The sequence below is a fragment of the Cupriavidus nantongensis genome, from assembly GCF_041726985.1.
GTDB classification, from domain to species: Bacteria; Pseudomonadota; Gammaproteobacteria; order Burkholderiales; family Burkholderiaceae; genus Cupriavidus; species Cupriavidus nantongensis_A.
Genome location: NZ_CP168302.1, coordinates 1,845,872 through 1,867,635 on the forward strand (window position 1 = coordinate 1,845,872; position 21,764 = coordinate 1,867,635).

A 21,764-nucleotide genomic window follows, 5' to 3' on the forward strand; every position below is an offset into this window, starting at 1 on the left:
CGGGGAATGCGCGTAGCCTGTGCGCAGATCGCGCCTCCGAGTCGCCCTCGGGGCCCCTTGGAAACGGGTGGCACCACTGAAAAGCGCTACACCCCGGGCATTTGAGCGGAACTGGTCTCCTTCTGAACAACGCTACAGGATTTGTATGCTTTCCGAAGCCTTCTGTATAAACAAAACCGGCGGCCCCGACGTTCTGGAGGCATGCGAGGTATCGGTGCCACCGCCGGCGCAAGGCGAAGTCCGGCTGCGCCAGTCGGCCATTGGCCTCAACTTCGCAGACGTCTATCAGCGCAAGGGCGCGCATGGTCCCCACGCGGCGGTGCCGTTTCCTGTCACGCTGGGCTCGGTCGGCGCCGGCGAGGTCATCGCGATCGGGCCCGGCGTGACGGGGTTCCAGATCGGCCAGCGGGTTGCCTGCATGCACCCGGGCGCCTATCAGGTGACCCGCAATGTGCCGGCCGGAAGGCTGGTGCCGTTGCCGGACGGCGTTTCCGAAGAGGTGGCGGGCGCCACGCTGTTGCGCGGCCTGACCGCCGAGTATCTGCTGCGCCGACTCTATGCGGTGCAGCCGGGCGACGCGGTGCTGGTGCATGCCGCGGCCGGGGGCATGGGCGTGTTGCTGTCGCAGTGGGCGCGCGCGCTGGGTGCAACCGTGATCGGTACCGTGGGCAGCGAGGCCAAGCGGGCGGTAGCGCTGGCACACGGTTGCCACCACGTCATCAACTACCGTGAGGACCATTTTCCCGACGCGGTGCTGGCGCTGACCGGCGGCGAGGGCGTTGCCGTGGTCTACGACGCCGTCGGCAAGGACGTATTCGTGCCGTCGCTGCAATGCCTGCGACCGTGCGGCATGGCGATCAACTACGGCACCGCGTCGGGCGATGTCGAAGCCTTCGACCTGCAGCTGCTGCACGCGCGTTCGCTGATCGTGTCGCGGCCCACGCTGCGCACCTACATCGCCACCCCGCCGGCACTGGCCGGCGCCGCGGCTACCTTGTTCGGCGCGGTGGCGGAAGGGCAATTGCGGCTGGAAGTCCATCACAGATACCCGCTGGCTGCCGTGCGCGAGGCGCACCGCGACCTGGAGGGCCGTGCCACCACGGGCTCGGCCGTGCTGATCCCCTGAGCCCGGCGAGCGCAACATGAAGCTATTCCATGGCTGGTTGTCGAGTGCGTCGCGGCGGGTGCGGTTGTGCCTGGCCGAGAAAGGCATCGACTATGACAGCGTGCCGGTCGACCTGGCGGCACAAGAGCAGCATACGGCCGCCTTCCTGGCGATGAACCCCAACGGCGTGGTGCCGGCGCTGGTGCTGGACGATGGCCGCTTTCTCCATGAAAGCGGCACTATTTGCGAATACCTTGACGAGGCCTGGCCGTTGCCGCCATTGCGGCCCGACGACCCGTACCAGCGCGCGGTGATGCGCAACTTCGTGCGCTGGACCGACGAGAAAGCGCTGCCAAACCTGCTGGTGCTGAACTGGAGCCTCGCGCTGCAGCCGGTTGCGACCCGATGGAGCGATGCCATGCTGGCCGAGCGGCTGGCGCGCATCCCGACCGCGGAGCGCCGCGAGGCCTGGCTGCGCATCGCGCGCCAGCCCTACACGAATGAAGAGAAGCGCCGCGCGCTCGACGCATTGCTGTTGCTGGTGCCGAAAATGGAAGCCATGCTGGCCGATGGCAACTGGCTCTGCGGCGCCCGCTATACGTTGGCCGATATCGCGGCGGCGCCGTTTATCGCCCGCATTGCCGAACTGGCGCCCGGCGCGTTGTCGTCAGCGCCGGCCGTAGCGGCCTGGTGGCAGTGCGTGCAAGCCCGGCCCGCGTTTGCGCAGGCGCGGCTGGAACGCTTCGACATCGCGCTGGCACGCCGCGGCGTGCAAGCCGCCGAGGCCCATTGATTCCCTGAAGTTCCCTCTTGGAGTTATTTGCCCATGCAAACTGACGGTTCTCTTCCTTCGCTCGACATTGCCGGTCATGTCGCCACCATCACCTTGCGCCGCCCGGAAGTGGCCAACCGCCTCGGGCCGGATGACCTGGCTGAATTGCAGCGCCATGTCGAAGCCGTAAATGCCAGCGATGTGCGGGTGCTGCGGCTGCGCAGCACCGGCAAATACTTCTGCAGCGGCTTCGATATCGGCCGCCTGGCGGCCGGACAACGCGGCGCCGGCTTCGAAACCCTGGTCAACGCGGTGGAAGACTGCCGCGCGGTGACCATTGCCGAGATCCACGGGGGCGTCTATGGCGGCGGCACCGACCTGGCGCTGGCATGCGATTTCCGGCTCGGCACCGCCGCGGTCGACATGTTCATGCCCGCGGCGCGGCTGGGTTTGCATTTCTACCAGCGCGGCATGGAGCGCTATATCAGCCGGCTGGGGTTGAACCATGCCAAGCGCCTGTTCCTGACCGCCGAGCGCATCGATGCCGACGAGATGTTCCGCTGCGGTTTCCTGACCGAATTGCTGCCCGCTGAACGCCTGCGCGAGCGTGCGGACCAACTCAGCGATACCGTTGCGGGGTTGGCGCCGCTGGCGGTGCAAGGCATGAAGCGGCACCTGAACGCCATCAGTCACGGCACGCTGGATGCCGCGGCCCTGGCCGTCGACATCGGCGCCGCCAACCAGTCGCAAGACATCCGCGAAGGCGCGCTGGCCTGGCAGGAAAAACGCAAGCCGCGGTTTACCGGCGCCTGACACAGCCGACTCCCCACTCCCGTGGGGACCAGTTCTCCTTATCCCCGCCGTTAGCCACCGCAACCAGAGCACGGATCCGGGCCGGCGGGGCAACACGCGCCATGCGGACAGAGACACCGTGCCGACCACAGGAACGGGCGCGCAGTGGCATGCCGCAGTCGGGCATGCAACACGGGTAGAACCATAACAACGGAAGCGCATACGTCTTCTTGGACGGTAAGGGGAGTGATCATGAGTGTTTTCAGGAGTCTGTCTATCCGTACGCGGCTGCTGGCCGGGTTCGGCACGCTGGCGGGCGTGGTGCTGGTGGTGTCGGCGTATTCGCTGCATGCGCTTGGCGACGCGACGGCGGGTTTCAATGACTACCTGAACGGGTTGAACGCCCGGGCGGAAATGGCGGCGCAGGTGCGCAGCGCGGTGGACCGGCGTGCCATCGCGGCGCGCAACCTGGTGCTGGTGACGGATGCGGCGGAGCTGGAGCGCGAGAAGGCCGACGCCCTGCGCGCGCACGCAGACGTGCAGACCCGGCTGGCGCGCCTCAACGAGATGGTGCGCCAGCCTGGCGTCAGCGACGAGGCCCGCAAGTTGGTCGAGGAGGTCGCCAAGGTCGAGGCGCAGTATGGCCCGGTTGCCACCGGCATTGTCGGGCTGGCGATCGAACGCAAGATCGAGGAAGCCATCGGCCGGATCGACAAGCAATGCCGTCCGTTGCTGGCGGCGCTGATCAAGTCGACCGATGCCTACGCCGAATTCACCAAGACCCGCCAGAAGGAAATGGAGCGCAGGCTCGAGGCGGACTACGAGCGCCAGCGCAACCTGCTGGTGCTGATCTCGCTGGTGTCCGCGGTCATTGCGCTGGCCGGCGGCGTGCTGATCACGCGTGCCATCACGCGCCCGATCCAGCGAGCCGTGGAGGTGGCCGGCACCGTTGCCGGCGGCGACCTGGGCGCGCGCATCGAAGTGGACCGCCATGACGAGACCGGCCGGCTGCTGGCGGCATTGCGCGACATGAACGAACGCCTGACCGCCACCGTCACCCGCGTGCGCGCCAGCAGCGGCAATATCGCCATCAGCACCAGCGCGATCGCCCGCGGCAATGCCGACCTCAGCAGCCGCACCGAGGAGCAGGCGGCCTCGCTGGAGCAGACCGCGGCCAGCATGGAGGAGCTGACCGAGACCGTGCGCCAGAACACCGAGAACGCGCGCCAGGCCAGCGAACTCGCGCGCAGCGCCGCCGATGTGGCGCAACGCGGCAGCACCACGGTGGAGCGCGTGGTCGGCACGATGCAGGACATCAGCGCCAGCTCGAGCAAGATCGCGGAGATCACCGGCATCATCGAGGGCATTGCGTTCCAGACCAATATCCTGGCGTTGAATGCCGCAGTGGAAGCGGCACGCGCCGGCGAGCAGGGCCGCGGCTTTGCCGTGGTGGCGAGCGAGGTACGTGGGCTGGCCCAGCGCTCGTCGAGCGCGGCCAAGGAGATCAAGGAGCTGATCGAGGCCTCGGGACGGCAGGTGCAGGATGGCTCGTCGCTGGCCAGCGAGGCCGGCCAGACCATGGCCGAGGTGACCCAGGCGGTGGCGCGCGTGACCGGCATCGTCGAGGAGATCGCGACGGCATCGGCCGAGCAGACCCGTGGCATCGAGCAGGTCAACCAGGCCATCGTGCAGATCGACCAGGTCACGCAGCAGAACGCGTCGCTGGTGAGCGAGGCGGCCAACGCCTCGCGCGCGCTGGAAGAGCAGGGCCGCGAACTGAGCGAGGTGGTGGCGTTCTTCCGCCTGCCGGGTGAAGCGGGGACCATGGCGGCGGGCGCCGGTACGCCGGCCGCGCCGCGGCGCGTGGCGCACCAGATGGCCGCTGCCTAGCGGCAGGCTGGAGGGCGGCGCGGCTGCAAGGCGGCGGCGGGGCGGGTAAACTGGGCCGCTCCCACCTCCCTTGCCACCGCCATGACCGCCCTGCCGATCTCCTTCGACGACGTTGCCGCCGCGCACGAGCGCATCCGCGTGGCCGCGCATCGCACCCCGGTGCTGACCTCCGCTACCGCAGACGCGGCCACCGGGGCGCAGCTGTTCTTCAAGTGCGAGAACTTCCAGCGCATCGGCGCCTTCAAGTTTCGCGGCGCCTACAACGCCATTGCCCAGTTCACGCCGCAGCAGAAGGCGGGCGGCGTGCTGGCGTTTTCTTCCGGCAACCACGCGCAGGCGATTGCGCTGTCGGCGCGCCTGCTGGGCGTGCAGGCGGTGATCGTGATGCCGCAGGACGCCCCCGCGATCAAGATCGAGGCCACGCGCGGCTATGGCGCCGAGGTGGTGCTGTACGACCGCTACCGCGACGACCGCGAGGCCCTGGGCCGTCGCATCGCCGGCGAGCGCGGCATGACGCTGATTCCGCCCTACGACCACCCACACGTGATGGCCGGGCAAGGCACCGCGGCCAAGGAACTGTTCGAGGAAACCGGCCCGCTGGACATGCTGGTGGTGTGCCTGGGCGGCGGCGGGCTGCTATCCGGCTGCGCGGTTGCGGCGCAGGCAATGTCGCCCGGCTGCGCCGTGTACGGTGTCGAGCCGGAGGCCGGCAACGACGGCCAGCGCAGCCTGCGCAGCGGCGAGATCGTCCGCATCGATACCCCGCGCACCATTGCCGACGGGGCGCAGACGCCGTACCTGGGCAACCACACCTTCGCCGTGATCCGCGAGCTGGTGACGGATATCGCCACGGTGTCTGACGCCGAACTGGTCGAGACCATGAAGTTCTTCGCCGGCCGCATGAAGATCGTCGCCGAGCCCACCGGCTGCCTGGCCGCAGCCGCGGTGCTGCATGGCAAGCTCGATGTGAAGGGCAAGCGCGTGGGCATTATCGTGTCGGGCGGGAATGTGGACCTGCGGACGTTTGCGGGGTTTGTCGGAGCCAGCTGACAGGCCCGCCGCCGGGAATCCTTGCCGGCGCGGGCTCTCTAAGCTCCAGACCGATACCACAGGGGTTTGGGCAAACATGTCAGGCGATACCCAATACGACGTACTCGACACCGGCGCCGGCAAGCCGGTCAAGCTGTGGACGCGCGGCGTGCCGGTGGAGGGCGCCGCGCGCGAGCAACTGGTGAACACCGCCCGGATGCCGTTTATCTTCCGCCATCTGGCGGTGATGCCGGACGTACATCTGGGCAAGGGGTCGACCATCGGCTCGGTGATCCCGACCGTCGGCGCCGTCATTCCGGCCGCGGTAGGCGTCGATATCGGCTGCGGCATGATGGCGGTGAAGACTTCGCTGACCGCCTCCGATCTGCCCGATAACCTGGGCCAGCTGCGCAGCGCGATCGAGCATGCCGTGCCGCATGGCCGCAGTGCGCAGGGCGGGCGGCGCGACCAGGGTGCGTGGGGCAATGCGCCGGCGCATGTCGACGCCGCCTGGGCCGAGATGGCGCCGGGATTTCGCCGCATCACCGACAAATACCCGCACCTGGCGCGTGCCAACCATCGCAATCACCTGGGTACGCTGGGCACCGGCAACCACTTCATCGAGGTGTGCCTGGACGAGGCGCAGTCGGTCTGGTTCATGCTGCACAGCGGCTCGCGCGGCATCGGCAATGCGATCGGCACCACCTTCATCACGCTGGCGCAGCAGGACATGCGCCAGCACCTGGCCAACCTGCCGGACCGCGACCTGGCTTACCTGGTGGAAGGCTCCTCGCACTACGAGGACTACATCTACGCGGTGTCATGGGCACAGGCGTACGCCCGCCGCAATCGCGAGCTGATGATGGAGGCGGTGCTGGCCGCGGCGCAGCGAGTGCTGCGCAAGCCGTTCCAGGCGCAACTCGAGGCCGTGAATTGCCACCACAACTACGTGCAGAAGGAACATCACTTTGGCGCCGACGTGCTGGTCACGCGCAAGGGCGCGGTCAGCGCGCGCGCCGGCGAGCTGGGCATCATCCCGGGCTCGATGGGCGCGCGCTCGTTCATCGTGCGCGGCAAGGGCAATCCGGAGTCATTTTGTTCCTGCAGCCACGGCGCGGGCCGCACCATGAGCCGCAGCGAAGCCAAGCGCCGCTTCACCGTGGCCGACCAGAAGCAGGCCACCGAAGGGGTGGAGTGCCGTAAGGACGCCGCCGTGATCGACGAGATCCCGATGGCGTACAAGGACATCGACGCGGTGATGGCTGCGCAGTCAGACCTGGTGGAGGTGGTGCATACGCTGCGGCAGGTGGTGTGCGTGAAGGGATAAGGCCGCCGTGGTCGGTGCCCGGGTCGTTCAATCGACGACCAGGCTCATTTTGGCGGTGAATTTCTGCCAGCGGTCGATGTCGGCGTTCACCAGCTTCTGGAATTCAGCGGGTGTGCTGGTCGTCGTGGCAAAGCCGAGCTGCGTCAGCGATGCCTTGATCTCGGGTTTGGCGATGGCCCTGGCGATCTCGGCGTTCAGCTTCTGTACGATCTCGGGAGGCGTATTGGCCGGGGCGAGGATGCCGAACCACTGGTCGACGTCGTAGCCGGCCACGCCCAGCTCGCTCACCGTAGGGACGTCGGGCAGGAACGGCGAGCGGGTCTTCGACGTGACGGCCAGCGCGCGCAGCTTGTTGCTCTTCAGGTAGGGAATGGTGTTGGTCAGCGTATTGACGCTGACGTCGGCCTGGTTGCCCAGCACGTCGGCGATGGCGGGAGCGCAGCCCTTGTACGGCACGTGCAACATGTCGATCTTCGCCGAGAGTTTCAGCAACTCGCCGGCCAGGTGCTGCGGCGTACCGTTGCCGCATGACGCGTAGCTGGGCGGCGTGCCGCTCTTGCCGGCCGTGAGCAGGTCGTTGAGCGTGCGCAGCTTCGAGTGCGCCGGCACGGCGATCACCGAGGGCACCGAAGCGAAGGTGATGACCGCGCTGAAATCCGACTTCGGATTGAACTGCAGCTTCTTGAAGACGCTCGGGTTGATGGCGAAGCTGCTGTTGACGATCAGCAGGGTGTAGCCGTCACCCGGGCTCTTGGCGACAAACTCCGCGCCAATATTGCCACTGTCGCCAGGGCGGTTATCGACCACCACCGGCTGCCCGAGCGATTTGCTGAGGTCGGTCCCGATCAGGCGCGCCAGCGAATCGGTTCCTCCTCCGGCCGGGAACGTCACCACCATACGGATGGGCTTCTGCGGGAAGGTACTCGCCAGGTTCGCCTCGGCGCGCCCCGGCACGGTTGCCAGGCTGCTTGCGACAAGGAGCAGGGATGCCAGACTGCGGACGACGGATAGGAGTCTCATTGATTTGCCTCGTCGGTTTAGGGTGAAGGGAAGGGGGAAGCCGGTCAATCGGGATCTATACGCACCGCCTCGCTGCACTCGCCGCCCGCGCGTGCCAGTGCCGCGGCCGCCGCAAGTGCCGCCTCGCTACCCGCATGGATGCGGTAGAGGGGTTGCCCTGACGCAACCTTTGCCCCGATCGTGCACAGCAGATCGACTCCCGCGCCGAGCTCGCGCGGCGCCCCGGCGGCGCGTGCGACCCCAGAGATGCGCAGTCCATCGATGGCGGCCACGCGGCCCTGCATGGCCGCGCTTACCACGCAGGTATGCGCACCGGGCGCCACGGGCTCGGTTCGCGCGCCCTGCGCGGCGGCAATGCGGTCAAAGGCGGCCTTGGCCTTGCCTTCGCTGAGTAGCGCGGTGGCAATGCGCAGGCCCTCCGCTTGCGAGCCCACGCGCGCATCGAAGGCGATGATCTCGCCGGCAAAGCGCAAGGCCTTGTCGCGCAGATCAGCGGGAGCAAGCGGATCGTTGGCGAGCACCTGGCGCACATCGCGCACTTCCAGTGCGGGCCCGATGCCACGCCCGATGGGCCGGCCACCGTCGGTCACCAGCGCACGCACATGCAGGCCGAGCCCCTTGCCGACATGCTCGAACATCGCGCCCAGCGCCTCGGCGTCGGCGCGCGTAGCCAGCTTGGTCTGCGGCCCATAGGGAAGGTCGACGATGACGTGGGTAGCCCCGGCTGTGTATTTCTTCGACAGGATCGACGCCACCGACCAGCGCCGCGAGTCCAGCCGCAGCGGGCGCGTGATCGCGTTCATCACTTCGTCGACCACCGAGTGGTTCAGGCGGCCGTTCCATGCAATGCAGGCGCGCGCCTGCGCCACGCAGCGGCGTACGTCGTCGTGCGCCAGGTCGACGCGCGCCACGGTTTCCATGGCGTCGGCCGTGCCGGCAGCGGAAGTGATCGCGCGCGACGAAGTCTTGGGCATGGCCAGGCCATACGCCGCGACGATCGGCACCACGATCAGCGTGATGCGGCTGCCGGGCACGCCGCCGATGGAGTGCTTGTCGACCACGATCGGCTCGTCCCATTCGATGCGGGGCGTGAATGCCGTACGTGCACGTGCCAGTGCCACCACCTCCTGGTCGCCCAGCGAGCGGGTCGCGGCGACCAGGAATTCGGTCAGCTCGGCCTCGGTGTAGCGGCCCGACATGGCGTCCTGCAGTATCGCGACGTAGGCGGCCTGGTCGAGCGGCTCGCCGCGCAGCTTGGCCATCAGGTTGGTGCGGCTCGCAGGCGCTCCGTCACCGGATGCACGCGTGCCGTGCCGCAGCGCCTCGACGAAGCGGGCCCTGCCCACCTCCAGTGTGCTGTCGTTCGACACGGTGATGCACCGGACTTCCGCAGGCAGCGCGGCGCCGGTCCGTGCCACACGCCGGGCTACCTGCTCACCCGATTCACGCCCGCGCGCGGCAATGCGCCGGGCCAGCACCTCTTGCGGCGCCGTCACCAGGACCACCACGAAGCGCGGCAGGCGCGCGGCAAGTTCCGCGATCACGGTGCGCGAGCCGTTGGCGACGACGTTGCGCCCGCGTTCCAGCTCCGACAGTAGCGATCGCGGCAAGCCATAGCGCAGGTCGTGCGCATCCCAGGTCACCAGGAATTCGCCGCCGCGCTGGCGCCGTGCGAACTCGGCTTCCGACACGGCTTCATGGGCCTCGCCGGCCGCACCCTCCGGCCGCGTGATGACACGCCGGGCGAATACATAGTTGTCATCGAGCGCCACCCTCGCCCCGTCCATCAGCGCATCCTTGCCCGCGCCACTGGGGCCCACCACAAAGAAGAAGGTGCCGCTCGCGTTCATGACTAATACCTTAGATGTCGAAGTTGTTTGGCAATGCTAGCACCGGCCTCGCGACTGTCAAGGAAAGTTCGATGTCTAAGGTTATGCAAGCAACGGACCAGCGCCCGCAAATCCAGCGGTTACGCGGGATGCGAGTGTTTGTAGGGGAAAACACGGGGGCGCGGCGTGCGCGTTCGCGGTGCCTGGTGCTTCGGTTGCGCGCATCGCGCACCGATGGAGTGAACGCTACATTGGAGGGCGCGGCGACGCAGTCCGACGCCGCCGCGCGCATGGTGGAGGCGCTATCATGTGCGCTGTTGCGGGCACCGTGGATCCGGTGCCGCATGGATGCGTTTCACTTTCCGCTTACCACTATGGCCACAAGAAAGCCGGATGCCCCGGTCACGATCACGCCCCCGGAAGAAGCCGATGAAGAGCGGCTTGCCCACCTGGTGAAAGACGCCGCGCGCGCCTATATCCGGGCGTTGCAACTGCGCCTGGCGGAACATTCGGTGTCGTACGGCCACTGGACCATCCTGCGCATCCTGTGGCGCCATGACGGCCTGTCGCAGCGCGAACTAAGCGAGCGCGCCGGCGTGACCGAGCCCACCACCTTTGCGGCGGTCAAGGCGCTGGAGGCGCTTGGCTACGTTGAACGCACGCACCTGCCCGGCAACAAGAAGAAGGTGCATGTGTTCCTCAGCAAGACCGGGCGCGCGTTGCGCCGCAAGCTCGAGCCGCTGGCAACCGAGGTCAATGCGCTGAGTGTGGAGGGAGTGAGCGAACAGGACGTTGCGACCACGCGCCGGGTCCTGATCACCATCGCCAAGCGCCTGGTCGCCGACGAGATCGCCTCGGCGGAAAACGGGCGGCGCGTGCCGTCGACGCAGGAAGTCGGGCGGCTGCTGTCGGACCTGTAGCCCGAGACCGAGACGGCCACTGCCAATGAAAAGGCCCCCGCCGGCGCGGCCGGCGAGGGTGAATGCCTCGGGTAGAAGGCGTGAAACCGGTGTGCGGCCCCCGCCGCGCGCAGGGGCCCGGATTCAGGGGGTCAGGCTTCGTCCAGTCCGATATCCACGGCCGGAGCGGACTGCGTAATCCGGCTGGTCGAGATGTAGTCGACGCCGGTTTCCGCCACCGCCCGGATAGTCTCCAGCCGGATGCCGCCCGAGGCCTCGACCCTGGTGCGGCCATTGATGATCTGCACCGCCTCCTTCATGTCGGGCACCGACATGTTGTCCAGCATGATCACGTCGACGCCGGCGGCCAGTGCCTCGTGCACTTGTTCGAGCCGGTCGCATTCCACTTCCAGCTTGGTCAGCACCGGCAGCTTGCGGCGCACGCGTTCCACCGCGGCGGCGATGCTGCCGCAAACGGCAATGTGGTTGTCCTTGATCATCACGCCGTTGTCCAGGCTCAGCCGGTGGTTCAGGCCACCGCCGCAGGTGACCGCGTGCTTCTCCAGCGCGCGCAGACCGGGGGTGGTCTTGCGGCTGTCGATCAGGCGGGCCCTGGTATGCGCAATGGCCTGCGCATAGGTGGCGGTCAGGTTGGCGATGCCGCACAGGCGCTGAAGGATGTTCAGTGCGGTGCGTTCCGCCGTCAGCACGCTGCGTGCATTGCCGCTCACGTTCAGCAGCACCGCGCCTTTGCCGACCTTGTCGCCGTCGGCCACGCGCACGTCGATGGACAGCGTTGGATCGTAGCGGGCGAAGATGCGTGCCGCGACGTCGATACCGGCAACGATCATCGACTCGCGGGCGTTCATGCAGAAGGTGCCGGTTTCACCCGGTTCGATCATGGTCTGGACGGTCAGGTCGCAGATACCGATGTCTTCGGTCAGCCAGAGGTCAATCAGCTTGTCGGTGGCATAGAGGTCGTACATGTGAGGGCTCCTGAACGGTGGGTGTCGTACCTCAATAATCTTAGAGATCGAAGTACATGGCGTAATACTAGCGCCTTGCGGGGCCCTGTCAAGGAATATTCGACGTCTAAGTTTATGCCCGTCGGAAGCGCCACGCCAGACTCACTAGCGCCCAAATTGCCCCAGCACCGTCCCCACCGCCTCCAGCCCCGCCTCGATCATGTGCTGCATATAGCTGCCCATCTGCGGCATCACCAGCATCAGCACCAGCAGCCCGCCCGACAGCGTCACCGGAAAGCCCACCGCGAAGATCGACAGTTGCGGCGAGGCGCGGTTGAGGATGCCCATGGCCAGGTTCAGGATCAGCAAGGCGGCGATCATCGGCAGCGCCAGCAGCAGCCCGGAGGCGAACACCATGCCGCCGGCGCGGGCCACGGCCAGGGCGCCGCCTGCAGACAGCGGGGTGCCGCCGATGGGCAGGGTGTTGAAGCTGTCGACCAGCGCGCCCAGCATCAGCAAGTGGCCGTCCAGCGCCAGGAACAGCAGCACCGCGATCAGGTTCAGGAAGCGCGACAGCACCATGGTCTGGCCGCCGGCGGCGCGGTCGAAGAAGGACGCGAACGACAGGCCCATCTGCAGCCCGATGATCTCGCCGGCCTGCTGCACCGTGGCAAAGACCAGACGCATGACGAAGCCCGTGGCCAGGCCGATGCCGACTTCATTGAGGATGATCAGCAGCCCGTCGAAGGAGTACACCGGCACCACCGGCAGCTGGGCGATGGTGGGCGAGACCACCATCGCGATCATCGCCGACAGCGCGATCTTGGCGCGCCGCGGGATGGTCGATTCACCGAACAGCGGCGCGGTGCCGATCAGCGCCAGGATGCGGAAAAACGGCCACAGGAAAGCCGCGAGCCAGCCGTAGAGCTGGGCTGAGGTGAACTCGATCACGGCGGCGGGTCAGCGGGCAGGCAGGAGGAGGGACGGCAACGGTGGCGGACAGCGGCGGATGGCGGCGTCGGCCGCCGTCAGTGCGCCAGCGCGGGGATGCTCTGGAACACCTCGCGCATGTAGTCGACCATCGCGTTGATCATCCACGGGCCGGCCAGCACCATGGTGGCGAACAGGGCGATCAGCTTGGGGATGAAGCTCAGCGTCATCTCGTTGATCTGGGTCGCGGCCTGGAACAGGCTGACCACCAGGCCGGCGGCCAGCGCCACCAGCAGCAGCGGGGCGGCCAGCAGCAGGGTCATCTTCATCGCCTGGGTGGCGATGGTCATTACGGTCTCTGGGGTCATGGCTCTTGCGAAGAAATGGCTGGCGCGGGCGCCCGGCGTCAGCTCATGAAGCTCTGCGCCAGCGAGCCCAGCAGCAGCTGCCAGCCGTCGACCAGCACGAACAGCATCAGCTTGAACGGCAGCGAGATGGTGGCCGGCGGCACCATCATCATGCCCATCGCCATCAGCACGCTGGCTACCACCAGGTCGATGATCAGGAACGGGATGAAGATGGTGAAGCCGATCTGGAACGCGGTCTTCAGCTCGCTGGTGACGAAGGCCGGCACCAGGATGCTGAGCGGCACTTCCTCCGGACCCTGCATCTCCGGCGCCTTGGCCATCTGCGCGAACATGGCCAGGTCCTTCTCGCGGGTCTGGCGCAGCATGAAGGCCTTGAGCGGCTCGGCTGCCTTGGCTGCGGCGGCTTCGAGGCTGAGCTTGTTCTCGGACAGCGGCTTGTAGGCGTCGTTGTAGACGCGGTCGAACACCGGCGCCATCACGAAGAAGGTCAGGAACAGCGACAGGCCCACCAGCACCTGGTTGGGGGGCGAGGTGGCCGTGCCCAGCGCGTTGCGCAGCAGCCCCAGCACGATGATGACGCGGGTGAAGCCGGTCATCATCAGCATCGCCGCGGGCAGGAACGACAGCGAGGTCAGCAGCACCAGCGTCTGCACCGGCAGCGACCAGATCTGGCCGCCGCCGGGGGCGGGCTTGCTGATCACGCCGGGCAGCGCCGCCTGGGCCCACGCTTGCGCGGGCGCCAGCGCGGCCAGGGCCAGCAACAGCGCCAGCACGGACAACCGGGACAACAGCGGCGAGGGCAGCAACGCGGAAAGCTGCGAGGCCGGGCGCGCGGCGCGGCCTGCGCGCGGCAGCAGTTGCCATGGCGTGGCGAGGGGGTAAGTCATGATTTGAATTGGGCCTGCATCGAGCGCAGCAGCTTCTCGGCAAAGCTGCCGCCGGAAGGCGGTTGCGACGGTCCGGCGGCGATGTGCGCGCCGGTCTGGCCGGCGGCCGGCGAGCCTGCCGCCATGGTATGCAGCGGCCGGATCTCGCCGGGGCTGACGCCCAGCACCAGCCAGGTATCGCCGACCTCGACCAGCACCAGGCGCTGGCGTGCGCCCAGCATGGTGCTGCCGACCACCTTCATCGTGCCGCCGGTGGCGTGGCGCACCAGGCCGGCACGCCGTGCCATCCAGGCCAGGCCCAGGATCAGCGCGATGATGACGAACAGCCCCAGCCCGGCCTGCGCCAGGCTGGCCGCGCCGCTGATGGCGGGCGCCGGCGTGCCTTCGGCGGCAATTGCGGCGCCGGGAAGCGCGGCAAGCGCAGCCAGCAGGGCGCGGGTTGCGGCTGTCATTTGTTCAGCTTCCGGATGCGTTCGGACGGCGTGATGATGTCGGTCAGGCGGATGCCGAACTTGTCGTTGACCACCACCACTTCGCCCTGGGCGATCAGGTAGCCGTTGACCAGCACGTCCATCGGCTCGCCGGCCAGGCCGTCGAGTTCCACCACCGAGCCCTGCGCCAGCTGCAGCAGGTTCTTGATCGGCACCTTGGTGCGGCCCAGTTCTACCGTCAGTTGCACCGGGATATCGAGGATCATCTCGATATCGTTGCGGAAGCCACTCGGCGCTTCCTTGGCCAGCGGCGGGAAGACCGTGGCGGCCGCGGGCGTGGCGGCTGCCGACGCCGGCGCGGCAGCGGCGGGGATTTCGGCGGAAGTGGCGCTGGTCTGCTCGGCCAGCGCGCTGGCCCAGTCGTCCATCGGGTCGACCGGCTTGTCCTCGATGCCGTCAGTCATAATCGGTGTCCTCGGTATCCAGGTGGGAATCGCCGTCCTGGTGATTGATCATTCGTTCTACCCGCAGCGCGTACTGGCCGTTCATGGTGCCGAAGCCGCATTGCATCACGGGCACGCCGTCCACCTTGCCGAACACCTTCTCGGGCAGTTCGATCGGCAGCACGTCGCCGGCGCGCATCGCCAGCACCTCGGCCACCGTGCTCTGCAGGTGCGCGAACTCGGCCACCAGCTCGACCTCGGCCGCGCGCAGCTGCGTCGACAGTTGCGTGACCCAGCCCTTGTCGACCTCCTTCTCGTCCTGCAGCGGATTCATCAGCAGGTCCTTGAGGGGCTCGATCATCGCGTACGGCAGGCATACGTGCAGCTGGCCGCCGACGGCGCCCAGCTCGATGTGGAAGGCGGTGGTCACCACGGCTTCGTTGTGCGTGGCGACGTTGGCAAACTTGGGGTGCATCTCCGAGCGGATGTACTCGGTCTCGATCGGATGCACGGTGCGCCAGGCATTGCCGTAGCTGGTCAGCGTCAGCTCCAGCATGCGCTGGATGATGCGTTGCTCGGTCTGGGTAAAGTCGCGGCCTTCCACGCGGGTGTGGAAGCGGCCGTCGCCGCCGAACAGGTTATCGACCACCAGGAAGACCAGGTTGGGGTCGTAGACGAACAGCGCCGTGCCGCGCAGCGGCTTCAGGTGGACCAGGTTGAGGTTGGTCGGCATCGGCAGGTTGCGCGCGAAATCGCCGAACTTCTCGATCCTGACACTGCCCACGGAGATATCCGCGCCGCGGCGGATAAAGTTGAACAGCGCCGTGCGCAGCGAGCGCGCAAAGCGCTCGTTGATGATTTCCAGCGTATGCAGGCGGCCGCGGATGATGCGTTCCTGCGTCGCCAGGTTGTAGGGGCGTACCCCGCCCTCGTCGGGCGCAGTCTCGCTGGCCTTGGGCGTATCGGCCTCGCCGGATACGCCCTTGAGCAGCTCGTCTACCTCGTCTTGCGAGAGGAACTTGTCGTAGGCCATCTAGTGTCCTGCCCCTTGTGCGGCGTTATGGATGAAACGTGCTGCCCTGGCTTGCGCTTACTGCACCACGAACGAGGTGAACAGCACGTCCAGCACGTGTTGCGCCGGCAGGCCGCTGGCAAACGGCTTGCTGATGGTGTCGCGGATGTCGTCGGCCAGCTTGCGCTTGCCGTCGACGGTGGCCAGCTCGGCCGGCTGCCGCGCGGACAGCAACAGCAGGATGCGGCTGCGCGCCTCGGGCAGGTACTGGGCCAGGCGCGCCTGGGTGGCGGCGTCAGCCACCTTCAGCGACAGCCCGGTATGCAGGAAGCGGTCGCCGTCCTCGCTGCGCAGGTTGACGGTGAACGCGTCCAGCGGCACGAAGATCGGCGGCGGGACAACCGGAGCGGCGGGCACTGCGGGCGCCGCCGGCTGGCGGTTGCTCAGCACGCTGCCCAGCACGAAGCCTCCGGCACCCAGTGCCACAACCAGCACGCCGGCGCCGATCAGCAGCAGCCGGCCGCGCTTGCCTGTGTTGCCAGTCCGGGGAGGGGAAGCCGTGTTCGCCATGAGAAGCCTGTATCGGAATGCCTGCCATTCTTCCGGAATCGCAGGCCAGCAAAGGGCCGAAAAAAAGGGGGAAACCCTTTCAGCTTGGCCATTTGAGCGGAAAGGGAGCAGGCACGGCTACGCGAGCGGGCGCCTTTGTGTTGCGCGCCTGCAGGCTGGTTAACGCTGCTTGGTCGGGGAACTTGAGGGCGGCGGGGCAGGGGATGGCGGGATGACGCTCGACATGGCCGGCTGGGATGGACGTTATGGTCGGCCCGGTCGCGGCCGGGCGGTAGCCAGTTTTTCGCATTCCCTACTACGCTACTCGGGTAGCAATCCATGCAAAACGGAAACTCATCCATTCACCAAGTCGTTGTTTAACATGGAATTTCACCAAAACACTCTTATATAAGATATAAGACATTTGACCCAGGAGCCGCTTCCGACTACAATCGCGACGTACCGAGTCTTTCTAAACCTAATTACTCAGCAGGTTCCCATGCTTGAAAACTATCGCGCACATGTGGCCGAGCGCGCCGCGCTTGGCATCCCCCCTCTGCCCCTGACCGCCAAGCAGACGGCCGAGCTGATCGAACTGCTGAAGAACCCGCCCGCCGGCGAAGAACAGAACCTGGTGGAGCTGATTTCCCACCGCGTACCGGCCGGCGTTGACGACGCCGCCAAGGTCAAGGCCTCGTACCTGGCCGCCGTGGCGCTGGGCAAGGAACAGTGCGCGCTGATCTCGCGTGCGAAGGCCACCGAGCTGCTGGGCACCATGCTGGGCGGCTACAACATCTCGCCGCTGATCGAGCTGCTGGACGACGCCGAAGTCGGCACCGTCGCCGCCGACGCGCTGAAGAAGACCCTGCTGATGTTCGACGCCTTCCATGACGTGAAGGAGAAGGCCGACAAGGGCAATGCCAACGCCAAGGCCGTGCTGCAAAGCTGGGCCGACGCCGAATGGTTCACCAGCCGTCCGGAAGTGCCGCAAAGCCTGACCATCACCGTGTTCAAGGTGCCGGGCGAAACCAACACCGACGACCTGTCGCCGGCCCCGGACGCCACCACCCGCCCGGACATCCCGATGCACGCGCTGGCGATGCTGAAGAACAAGCGCGAAGGCGCGGCCTTCCAGCCCGAAGAAGACGGCAAGCGCGGCCCGGTTAAGTTCATCGAATCGCTGAAGGAAAAGGGCCACCTGGTCGCCTACGTCGGCGACGTGGTCGGTACCGGTTCCTCGCGCAAGTCCGCCACCAACTCGGTGCTGTGGTTCACCGGTGAAGATATCCCCTTCATCCCGAACAAGCGCTTCGGCGGCGTGTGCCTGGGCAACAAGATCGCCCCGATCTTCTACAACACCATGGAAGACGCCGGCGCGCTGCCGATCGAGCTGGACGTGTCGAAGATGGAAATGGGCGACGTGGTCGAGCTGCGCCCGTACGAAGGCAAGGCCCTGAAGAACGGTGAAGTGATCGCCGAGTTCAAGGTCAAGTCCGACGTGCTGTTCGACGAAGTCCGCGCCGGCGGCCGCATCCCGCTGATCGTCGGCCGCGGCCTGACCGCCAAGGCGCGCGAGGCCCTGGGCCTGGCCCCGTCGACGCTGTTCCGCCTGCCGCAGAACCCGGCCGATACCGGCAAGGGCTTCACGCTGGCGCAGAAGATGGTTGGCCGCGCCTGCGGCCTGGAAGAAGGCAAGGGCATCCGCCCGGGCACCTACTGCGAACCGAAGCTGACCTCGGTGGGCTCGCAGGACACCACCGGCCCGATGACCCGCGACGAGCTGAAGGACCTGGCCTGCCTGGGCTTCTCGGCCGACCTGGTGATGCAGTCGTTCTGCCACACCGCCGCCTATCCGAAGCCGGTCGACGTCAAGACCCACCACACCCTGCCCGAGTTCATCAGCACCCGCGGCGGCATCTCGCTGCGCCCGGGCGACGGCGTGATCCACTCGTGGCTGAACCGCATGCTTCTGCCTGACACCGTCGGCACCGGCGGCGACTCGCACACCCGCTTCCCGATCGGCATCAGCTTCCCCGCAGGTTCGGGCCTGGTCGCCTTTGCCGCCGCCACCGGCGTGATGCCGCTGGACATGCCGGAATCGGTGCTGGTGCGCTTCAAGGGCCAGATGCAGCCGGGCGTGACCCTGCGCGATCTGGTCAACGCGATCCCGCTGTACGCGATCAAGCAAGGCCTGCTGACCGTGGCCAAGCAAGGCAAGAAGAACATCTTCTCCGGCCGCATCCTTGAAATCGAAGGCCTGCCCGACCTGAAGGTCGAGCAAGCGTTCGAGCTGTCGGATGCATCGGCAGAGCGTTCGGCCGCCGGTTGCACGGTGCGCCTGAACAAGGACCCGATCATCGAATACATCAACAGCAACATCACGCTGCTGAAGTGGATGATCGCCCAGGGTTATCAAGATCCGCGCAGCCTGCAGCGCCGCATCAAGGCCATGGAAGCCTGGCTGGCCGATCCGAAGCTGCTGGAGCCGGATGCCGACGCCGAATACGCCGCCGTGATCGAGATCGACCTGGCCGACGTGCACGAGCCGATCGTGGCCTGCCCGAACGACCCGGACGACGTCAAGACCCTGTCGGACGTGGCCGGCGCCAAGATCGACGAAGTCTTCATCGGTTCGTGCATGACCAACATCGGCCACTTCCGCGCGGCGTCCAAGCTGCTGGAAGGCAAGCGCGACATCCCGGTCAAGCTGTGGGTCGCCCCGCCGACCAAGATGGACCAGAAGCAGCTGACCGAGGAAGGCCACTACGGCGTGTTCGGCACCGCCGGTGCCCGCACCGAAATGCCGGGCTGCTCGCTGTGCATGGGCAACCAGGCCCAGGTGCGCGAAGGCGCGACCGTGATGTCGACCTCGACCCGCAACTTCCCGAACCGCCTGGGCAAGAACACCAACGTGTATCTGGGCTCGGCGGAACTGGCCGCGATCTGCTCGCGCCTGGGCCGGATCCCGACCAAGGAAGAGTACATGGCCGATATTGGCGTCATCAACCAGAATGGCGACAAGATCTACAAGTACATGAACTTCGACCAGATCGAGGACTTCAAGGAAGTGGCCGACGGCGTGACGGTGTAAGTTGCCGTAGCCGATTGGCATGAGGAAGGGGCCCCGCGGGGCCCCTTCTGTTTGTGCAGGGCGCCGCCCTGCAAGCCCGCCAACACCGGTTTATGATCGGGCTCTTTCGTTGTCCGGCAGCTTCCCCACGATGAGGAAGCGCCCGAACCAAGGAGCCCGTGTGCCCGATCTGTCCGCTTTCCCCATCACCCGCAAATGGCCGGCGCAGCATCCCGACCGCATCCAGCTCTATTCGCTGCCCACGCCCAACGGCGTCAAGGTGTCGATCATGCTGGAAGAGGCCGGCCTGCCGTACGAGCCGCACCTGGTGCGCTTCGATACCGACGACCAGCTGTCGCCGGAATTCCTGTCGCTGAACCCGAACAACAAGATTCCCGCGATCCTCGACCCCAACGGCCCGGGCGGCAAGCCGCTGGCGCTGTTCGAATCGGGCGCGATCCTGCTGTACCTGGCCGACAAGTCCGGCAAGCTGATCCCTTCCGATCCGGCGCGCCGCTACGAGACCATCCAGTGGGTGATGTTCCAGATGGGCGGCATCGGCCCGATGTTCGGCCAGCTGGGTTTCTTCCACAAGTTCGCCGGCAAGGACTACGAGGACAAGCGCCCGCGCGACCGCTACGTGGCGGAGAGCCGGCGCCTGCTCAAGGTGCTGGAGCAGCGCCTGGAAGGCCGCGCCTGGATCATGGGCGACGAGTACACCATTGCCGACATCGCGACCTTGCCCTGGGTGCGCAACCTGGTCGGCTTCTACGAGGCGGGCGACCTGGTCGGCTTCAAGGACTTCGCCAATGTGCGGCGCGTGCTGGATGCGTTCGTGCAGCGACCGGCGGTGGTGAAGGGGCTGGATACGCCGCACCGGGGCTGAGCGCGCCGGGGCAGGGCGCGACGCGGGCGTCGGCATCGTCCTACCCGGTGCCTTCCGCGACGCCTACAGAGCGCCGCGCGCCGCGCGTCCTATAGTCCAAGCACACAGGTGCGCCGCCCTGCGCTGCCTGAGGAGCCTGGACCATGCCGATGCCCACCCCCTTGCGCCTGTTGCGCACCGCCATGCTAGCCGGAGCCGTGCCCCTGGTCGCAGCGTTCGCCGGTTGCGGCGAATCCGCCAAGCTGCCGTCCGAAGCCGGCTTCGGACCCACGCCGCAGCTGCCGCCGCCCCACGAGACCGCCATCCCCACCGTCAAGATCGCGCCGGCCATCGGCTGGGCCGCGGGCCAGCGCCCGGTGCCGGCCAAAGGCATGGCGGTGACGGCCTTCGCCGACAAGCTTGACCATCCGCGCTGGGTCTATGTGCTGCCCAACGGCGACGTGCTGGTAGCCGAGAGCAATGCCCCGCCCAAGCCCGACGACGGCAAGGGCATCAAGGGCTGGATCATGAAGATGGTGATGAAGCGCGCCGGCGCCGGCACGCCCAGCGCCAACCGCATCACGCTGCTGCGCGACAGCAACGGCGACGGCGTTGCCGACCAGCGCTCGGTGTTCCTGAAAGACGTGAATTCACCCTTCGGCATGGCGCTGGTCGGCAATGACTTCTACGTGGCCGCCACCGACGCGCTGCTGCGCTTCCCGTACCAGCCCGGCCAGACCGAAATCAGCGCCGCGCCGCAAAAGGTGGTCGACCTGCCCGGCGGCCCGCTGAACCATCACTGGACCAAGAGCCTGATCGCCAGCCGCGATGGCAGCAAGCTGTACGTGACCGTGGGCTCGAACAGCAACGTGGGCGAGAACGGCATGGACAAGGAAGTCGGCCGCGCCGCGATCTGGGAGGTCGATCGCAGGACCGGTGCGCACCGCATCTTTGCCAGCGGCCTGCGCAATCCCAACGGCATGGCGTGGGAGCCGGTCACCGGCATGCTGTGGACCGCCGTCAACGAGCGCGACGAGATCGGCAGCGACCTGGTGCCGGACTACATCACCTCCGTACGCGACGGCGGCTTCTACGGCTGGCCCTACAGCTACTACGGCCAGCACGTGGACCAGCGCGTGAAGCCGCCGGCACCGGACCTGGTGGCCAAGGCCATCGTGCCCGACTATGCCGTGGGCGCGCACACCGCCGCGCTCGGCCTGGCCGCGGCTGGCGGCAACAGCCTGCCGGCGCGCTTCAGCGAAGGTATGTTCGTCGGCCTGCATGGTTCCTGGAACCGGCGCCCGCTGGCGGGCTACAAGGTGATCTTCGTGCCGTTCAGCCAGGGCCGGCCGCAGGGTGCGCCGTTCGACGTGCTGACCGGGTTTGTCGACGACGACGGCAAGGCGCGCGGGCGCCCGGTGGGCGTGGCGATCGACCAGCGCGGCGGCCTGCTGGTGGCCGACGATGTCGGCAATACGGTCTGGCGGGTCAGCGGCGCCAGATAGCCGGGCCGCGGCGCGGCATGCCGGCGCGGCTAGAATGGCGCGATCCCGCGCTGCCTGCCGGCGCCGACTTCGCTGC

20 protein-coding genes are annotated in these 21,764 nt (G+C 67.2%); 10 read left to right on the forward strand and 10 right to left on the reverse strand.

Annotation, left to right across the window (positions count from 1 at the left end):
- Nucleotides 1-145 precede the first annotated feature (145 nt).
- The 6 genes from ACEI37_RS08035 to ACEI37_RS08060 all read left to right on the forward strand — a co-directional run bounded on the left by ACEI37_RS08035 (nucleotide 146) and on the right by ACEI37_RS08060 (nucleotide 6,915).
- Complete coding sequence (locus tag ACEI37_RS08035) at nucleotides 146-1,126, forward strand: quinone oxidoreductase (RefSeq protein WP_373376217.1); 981 nt, start codon at nucleotides 146-148, stop codon at nucleotides 1,124-1,126.
- Nucleotides 1,127-1,142: 16 nt separating this feature from the next.
- Entirely contained in the window at nucleotides 1,143-1,898 is a 756-nt protein-coding gene (locus ACEI37_RS08040; RefSeq protein WP_373376218.1) for a glutathione S-transferase family protein, read from the forward strand.
- 33 nt (nucleotides 1,899-1,931) lie between these two features.
- A complete protein-coding gene (locus tag ACEI37_RS08045) occupies nucleotides 1,932-2,690 on the forward strand; it encodes an enoyl-CoA hydratase/isomerase family protein (RefSeq protein WP_373376219.1) in 759 nt (252 codons plus the stop codon).
- A 231-nt stretch (nucleotides 2,691-2,921) separates the two neighbouring features.
- Entirely contained in the window at nucleotides 2,922-4,559 is a 1,638-nt protein-coding gene (locus ACEI37_RS08050) for a methyl-accepting chemotaxis protein (RefSeq protein ID WP_373376220.1), read from the forward strand.
- Between the two features lie 81 nt (nucleotides 4,560-4,640).
- A complete protein-coding gene (locus ACEI37_RS08055; protein ID WP_373376221.1) occupies nucleotides 4,641-5,609 on the forward strand; it encodes a threo-3-hydroxy-L-aspartate ammonia-lyase in 969 nt (322 codons plus the stop codon).
- A gap of 76 nt (nucleotides 5,610-5,685) precedes the next feature.
- A complete protein-coding gene (locus tag ACEI37_RS08060) occupies nucleotides 5,686-6,915 on the forward strand; it encodes an RtcB family protein (RefSeq protein WP_373376222.1) in 1,230 nt (409 codons plus the stop codon).
- A gap of 27 nt (nucleotides 6,916-6,942) precedes the next feature.
- Here ACEI37_RS08060 and ACEI37_RS08065 read toward each other — a convergent pair whose 3' ends face one another.
- Both ACEI37_RS08065 and phnN read right to left on the reverse strand, forming a co-directional pair.
- Nucleotides 6,943-7,935 (reverse strand): tripartite tricarboxylate transporter substrate binding protein, encoded by a 993-nt coding sequence (locus ACEI37_RS08065; protein ID WP_373376223.1) that lies wholly within the window; start codon nucleotides 7,933-7,935, stop codon nucleotides 6,943-6,945.
- A gap of 44 nt (nucleotides 7,936-7,979) precedes the next feature.
- Entirely contained in the window at nucleotides 7,980-9,785 is a 1,806-nt protein-coding gene (gene phnN, locus ACEI37_RS08070; protein WP_373376224.1) for a phosphonate metabolism protein/1,5-bisphosphokinase (PRPP-forming) PhnN, read from the reverse strand.
- Between the two features lie 353 nt (nucleotides 9,786-10,138).
- Here phnN and ACEI37_RS08075 point away from each other — a divergent pair, with 353 nt between their 5' ends.
- Nucleotides 10,139-10,684, forward strand: a complete 546-nt coding sequence (locus ACEI37_RS08075; protein ID WP_012355207.1) for a MarR family winged helix-turn-helix transcriptional regulator — start codon at nucleotides 10,139-10,141, stop codon at nucleotides 10,682-10,684.
- Between the two features lie 131 nt (nucleotides 10,685-10,815).
- Here the strand turns inward: ACEI37_RS08075 and nadC are convergent, their stop codons facing one another.
- The 8 genes from nadC to fliL form a co-directional block, all read right to left on the reverse strand.
- Nucleotides 10,816-11,649 carry a carboxylating nicotinate-nucleotide diphosphorylase gene (gene nadC, locus ACEI37_RS08080; protein WP_373376225.1) on the reverse strand — a complete coding sequence of 278 codons (834 nt, stop codon included), beginning with the start codon at nucleotides 11,647-11,649 and terminating at the stop codon, nucleotides 10,816-10,818.
- A 144-nt stretch (nucleotides 11,650-11,793) separates the two neighbouring features.
- Nucleotides 11,794-12,579 (reverse strand): flagellar biosynthetic protein FliR, encoded by a 786-nt coding sequence (gene fliR, locus ACEI37_RS08085; protein ID WP_373376226.1) that lies wholly within the window; start codon nucleotides 12,577-12,579, stop codon nucleotides 11,794-11,796.
- 77 nt (nucleotides 12,580-12,656) lie between these two features.
- Nucleotides 12,657-12,926, reverse strand: a complete 270-nt coding sequence (fliQ, locus tag ACEI37_RS08090) for a flagellar biosynthesis protein FliQ (RefSeq protein WP_012355210.1) — start codon at nucleotides 12,924-12,926, stop codon at nucleotides 12,657-12,659.
- Nucleotides 12,927-12,964: 38 nt separating this feature from the next.
- Nucleotides 12,965-13,780, reverse strand: coding sequence for a flagellar type III secretion system pore protein FliP (gene fliP / locus ACEI37_RS08095; RefSeq protein WP_373377735.1), 816 nt, complete (start codon nucleotides 13,778-13,780; stop codon nucleotides 12,965-12,967).
- Nucleotides 13,781-13,809: 29 nt separating this feature from the next.
- Nucleotides 13,810-14,265, reverse strand: a complete 456-nt coding sequence (gene fliO / locus ACEI37_RS08100; protein WP_373376227.1) for a flagellar biosynthetic protein FliO — start codon at nucleotides 14,263-14,265, stop codon at nucleotides 13,810-13,812.
- Entirely contained in the window at nucleotides 14,262-14,708 is a 447-nt protein-coding gene (fliN, locus tag ACEI37_RS08105; RefSeq protein ID WP_111520041.1) for a flagellar motor switch protein FliN, read from the reverse strand. The genes fliO and fliN overlap by 4 nt, the downstream gene beginning before the upstream one ends.
- A complete protein-coding gene (gene fliM / locus ACEI37_RS08110) occupies nucleotides 14,701-15,720 on the reverse strand; it encodes a flagellar motor switch protein FliM (protein WP_012355214.1) in 1,020 nt (339 codons plus the stop codon). The genes fliN and fliM overlap by 8 nt, the downstream gene beginning before the upstream one ends.
- A gap of 57 nt (nucleotides 15,721-15,777) precedes the next feature.
- Entirely contained in the window at nucleotides 15,778-16,269 is a 492-nt protein-coding gene (gene fliL, locus ACEI37_RS08115) for a flagellar basal body-associated protein FliL (protein ID WP_252676214.1), read from the reverse strand.
- A gap of 478 nt (nucleotides 16,270-16,747) precedes the next feature.
- Between fliL and acnB the strand changes: the two genes are divergently transcribed.
- From acnB to ACEI37_RS08130, 3 genes are all read left to right on the forward strand, one after another.
- The gene (acnB, locus tag ACEI37_RS08120) at nucleotides 16,748-19,339 is read left to right on the forward strand and encodes a bifunctional aconitate hydratase 2/2-methylisocitrate dehydratase (RefSeq protein WP_373376228.1); all 2,592 of its coding nucleotides are present in this window, start codon (nucleotides 16,748-16,750) and stop codon (nucleotides 19,337-19,339) included.
- 160 nt (nucleotides 19,340-19,499) lie between these two features.
- On the forward strand, nucleotides 19,500-20,204 hold the full coding sequence (locus ACEI37_RS08125; protein WP_373376229.1) for a glutathione S-transferase N-terminal domain-containing protein: 705 nt from the start codon (nucleotides 19,500-19,502) through the stop codon (nucleotides 20,202-20,204).
- Between the two features lie 143 nt (nucleotides 20,205-20,347).
- A complete protein-coding gene (locus tag ACEI37_RS08130) occupies nucleotides 20,348-21,688 on the forward strand; it encodes a sorbosone dehydrogenase family protein (protein WP_373376230.1) in 1,341 nt (446 codons plus the stop codon).
- Nucleotides 21,689-21,764: the final 76 nt, after the last annotated feature.

Coding starts and splice junctions, on each gene's coding strand:
- fliM (WP_012355214.1), bottom strand. CDS start 15,720: ATGGCCTACGACAAGTTCCTCTCGCAAGACGAGGTAGACGAGCTGCTC.
- ACEI37_RS08060 (WP_373376222.1), top strand. CDS start 5,686: ATGTCAGGCGATACCCAATACGACGTACTCGACACCGGCGCCGGCAAG.
- fliO (WP_373376227.1), bottom strand. CDS start 14,265: ATGACAGCCGCAACCCGCGCCCTGCTGGCTGCGCTTGCCGCGCTTCCC.
- ACEI37_RS08130 (WP_373376230.1), top strand. CDS start 20,348: ATGCCGATGCCCACCCCCTTGCGCCTGTTGCGCACCGCCATGCTAGCC.
- ACEI37_RS08045 (WP_373376219.1), top strand. CDS start 1,932: ATGCAAACTGACGGTTCTCTTCCTTCGCTCGACATTGCCGGTCATGTC.
- ACEI37_RS08075 (WP_012355207.1), top strand. CDS start 10,139: ATGGCCACAAGAAAGCCGGATGCCCCGGTCACGATCACGCCCCCGGAA.
- fliQ (WP_012355210.1), bottom strand. CDS start 12,926: ATGACCCCAGAGACCGTAATGACCATCGCCACCCAGGCGATGAAGATG.
- phnN (WP_373376224.1), bottom strand. CDS start 9,785: ATGAACGCGAGCGGCACCTTCTTCTTTGTGGTGGGCCCCAGTGGCGCG.
- ACEI37_RS08055 (WP_373376221.1), top strand. CDS start 4,641: ATGACCGCCCTGCCGATCTCCTTCGACGACGTTGCCGCCGCGCACGAG.
- fliL (WP_252676214.1), bottom strand. CDS start 16,269: ATGGCGAACACGGCTTCCCCTCCCCGGACTGGCAACACAGGCAAGCGC.
- ACEI37_RS08035 (WP_373376217.1), top strand. CDS start 146: ATGCTTTCCGAAGCCTTCTGTATAAACAAAACCGGCGGCCCCGACGTT.
- ACEI37_RS08065 (WP_373376223.1), bottom strand. CDS start 7,935: ATGAGACTCCTATCCGTCGTCCGCAGTCTGGCATCCCTGCTCCTTGTC.
- fliN (WP_111520041.1), bottom strand. CDS start 14,708: ATGACTGACGGCATCGAGGACAAGCCGGTCGACCCGATGGACGACTGG.
- ACEI37_RS08040 (WP_373376218.1), top strand. CDS start 1,143: ATGAAGCTATTCCATGGCTGGTTGTCGAGTGCGTCGCGGCGGGTGCGG.
- nadC (WP_373376225.1), bottom strand. CDS start 11,649: ATGTACGACCTCTATGCCACCGACAAGCTGATTGACCTCTGGCTGACC.
- ACEI37_RS08050 (WP_373376220.1), top strand. CDS start 2,922: ATGAGTGTTTTCAGGAGTCTGTCTATCCGTACGCGGCTGCTGGCCGGG.
- acnB (WP_373376228.1), top strand. CDS start 16,748: ATGCTTGAAAACTATCGCGCACATGTGGCCGAGCGCGCCGCGCTTGGC.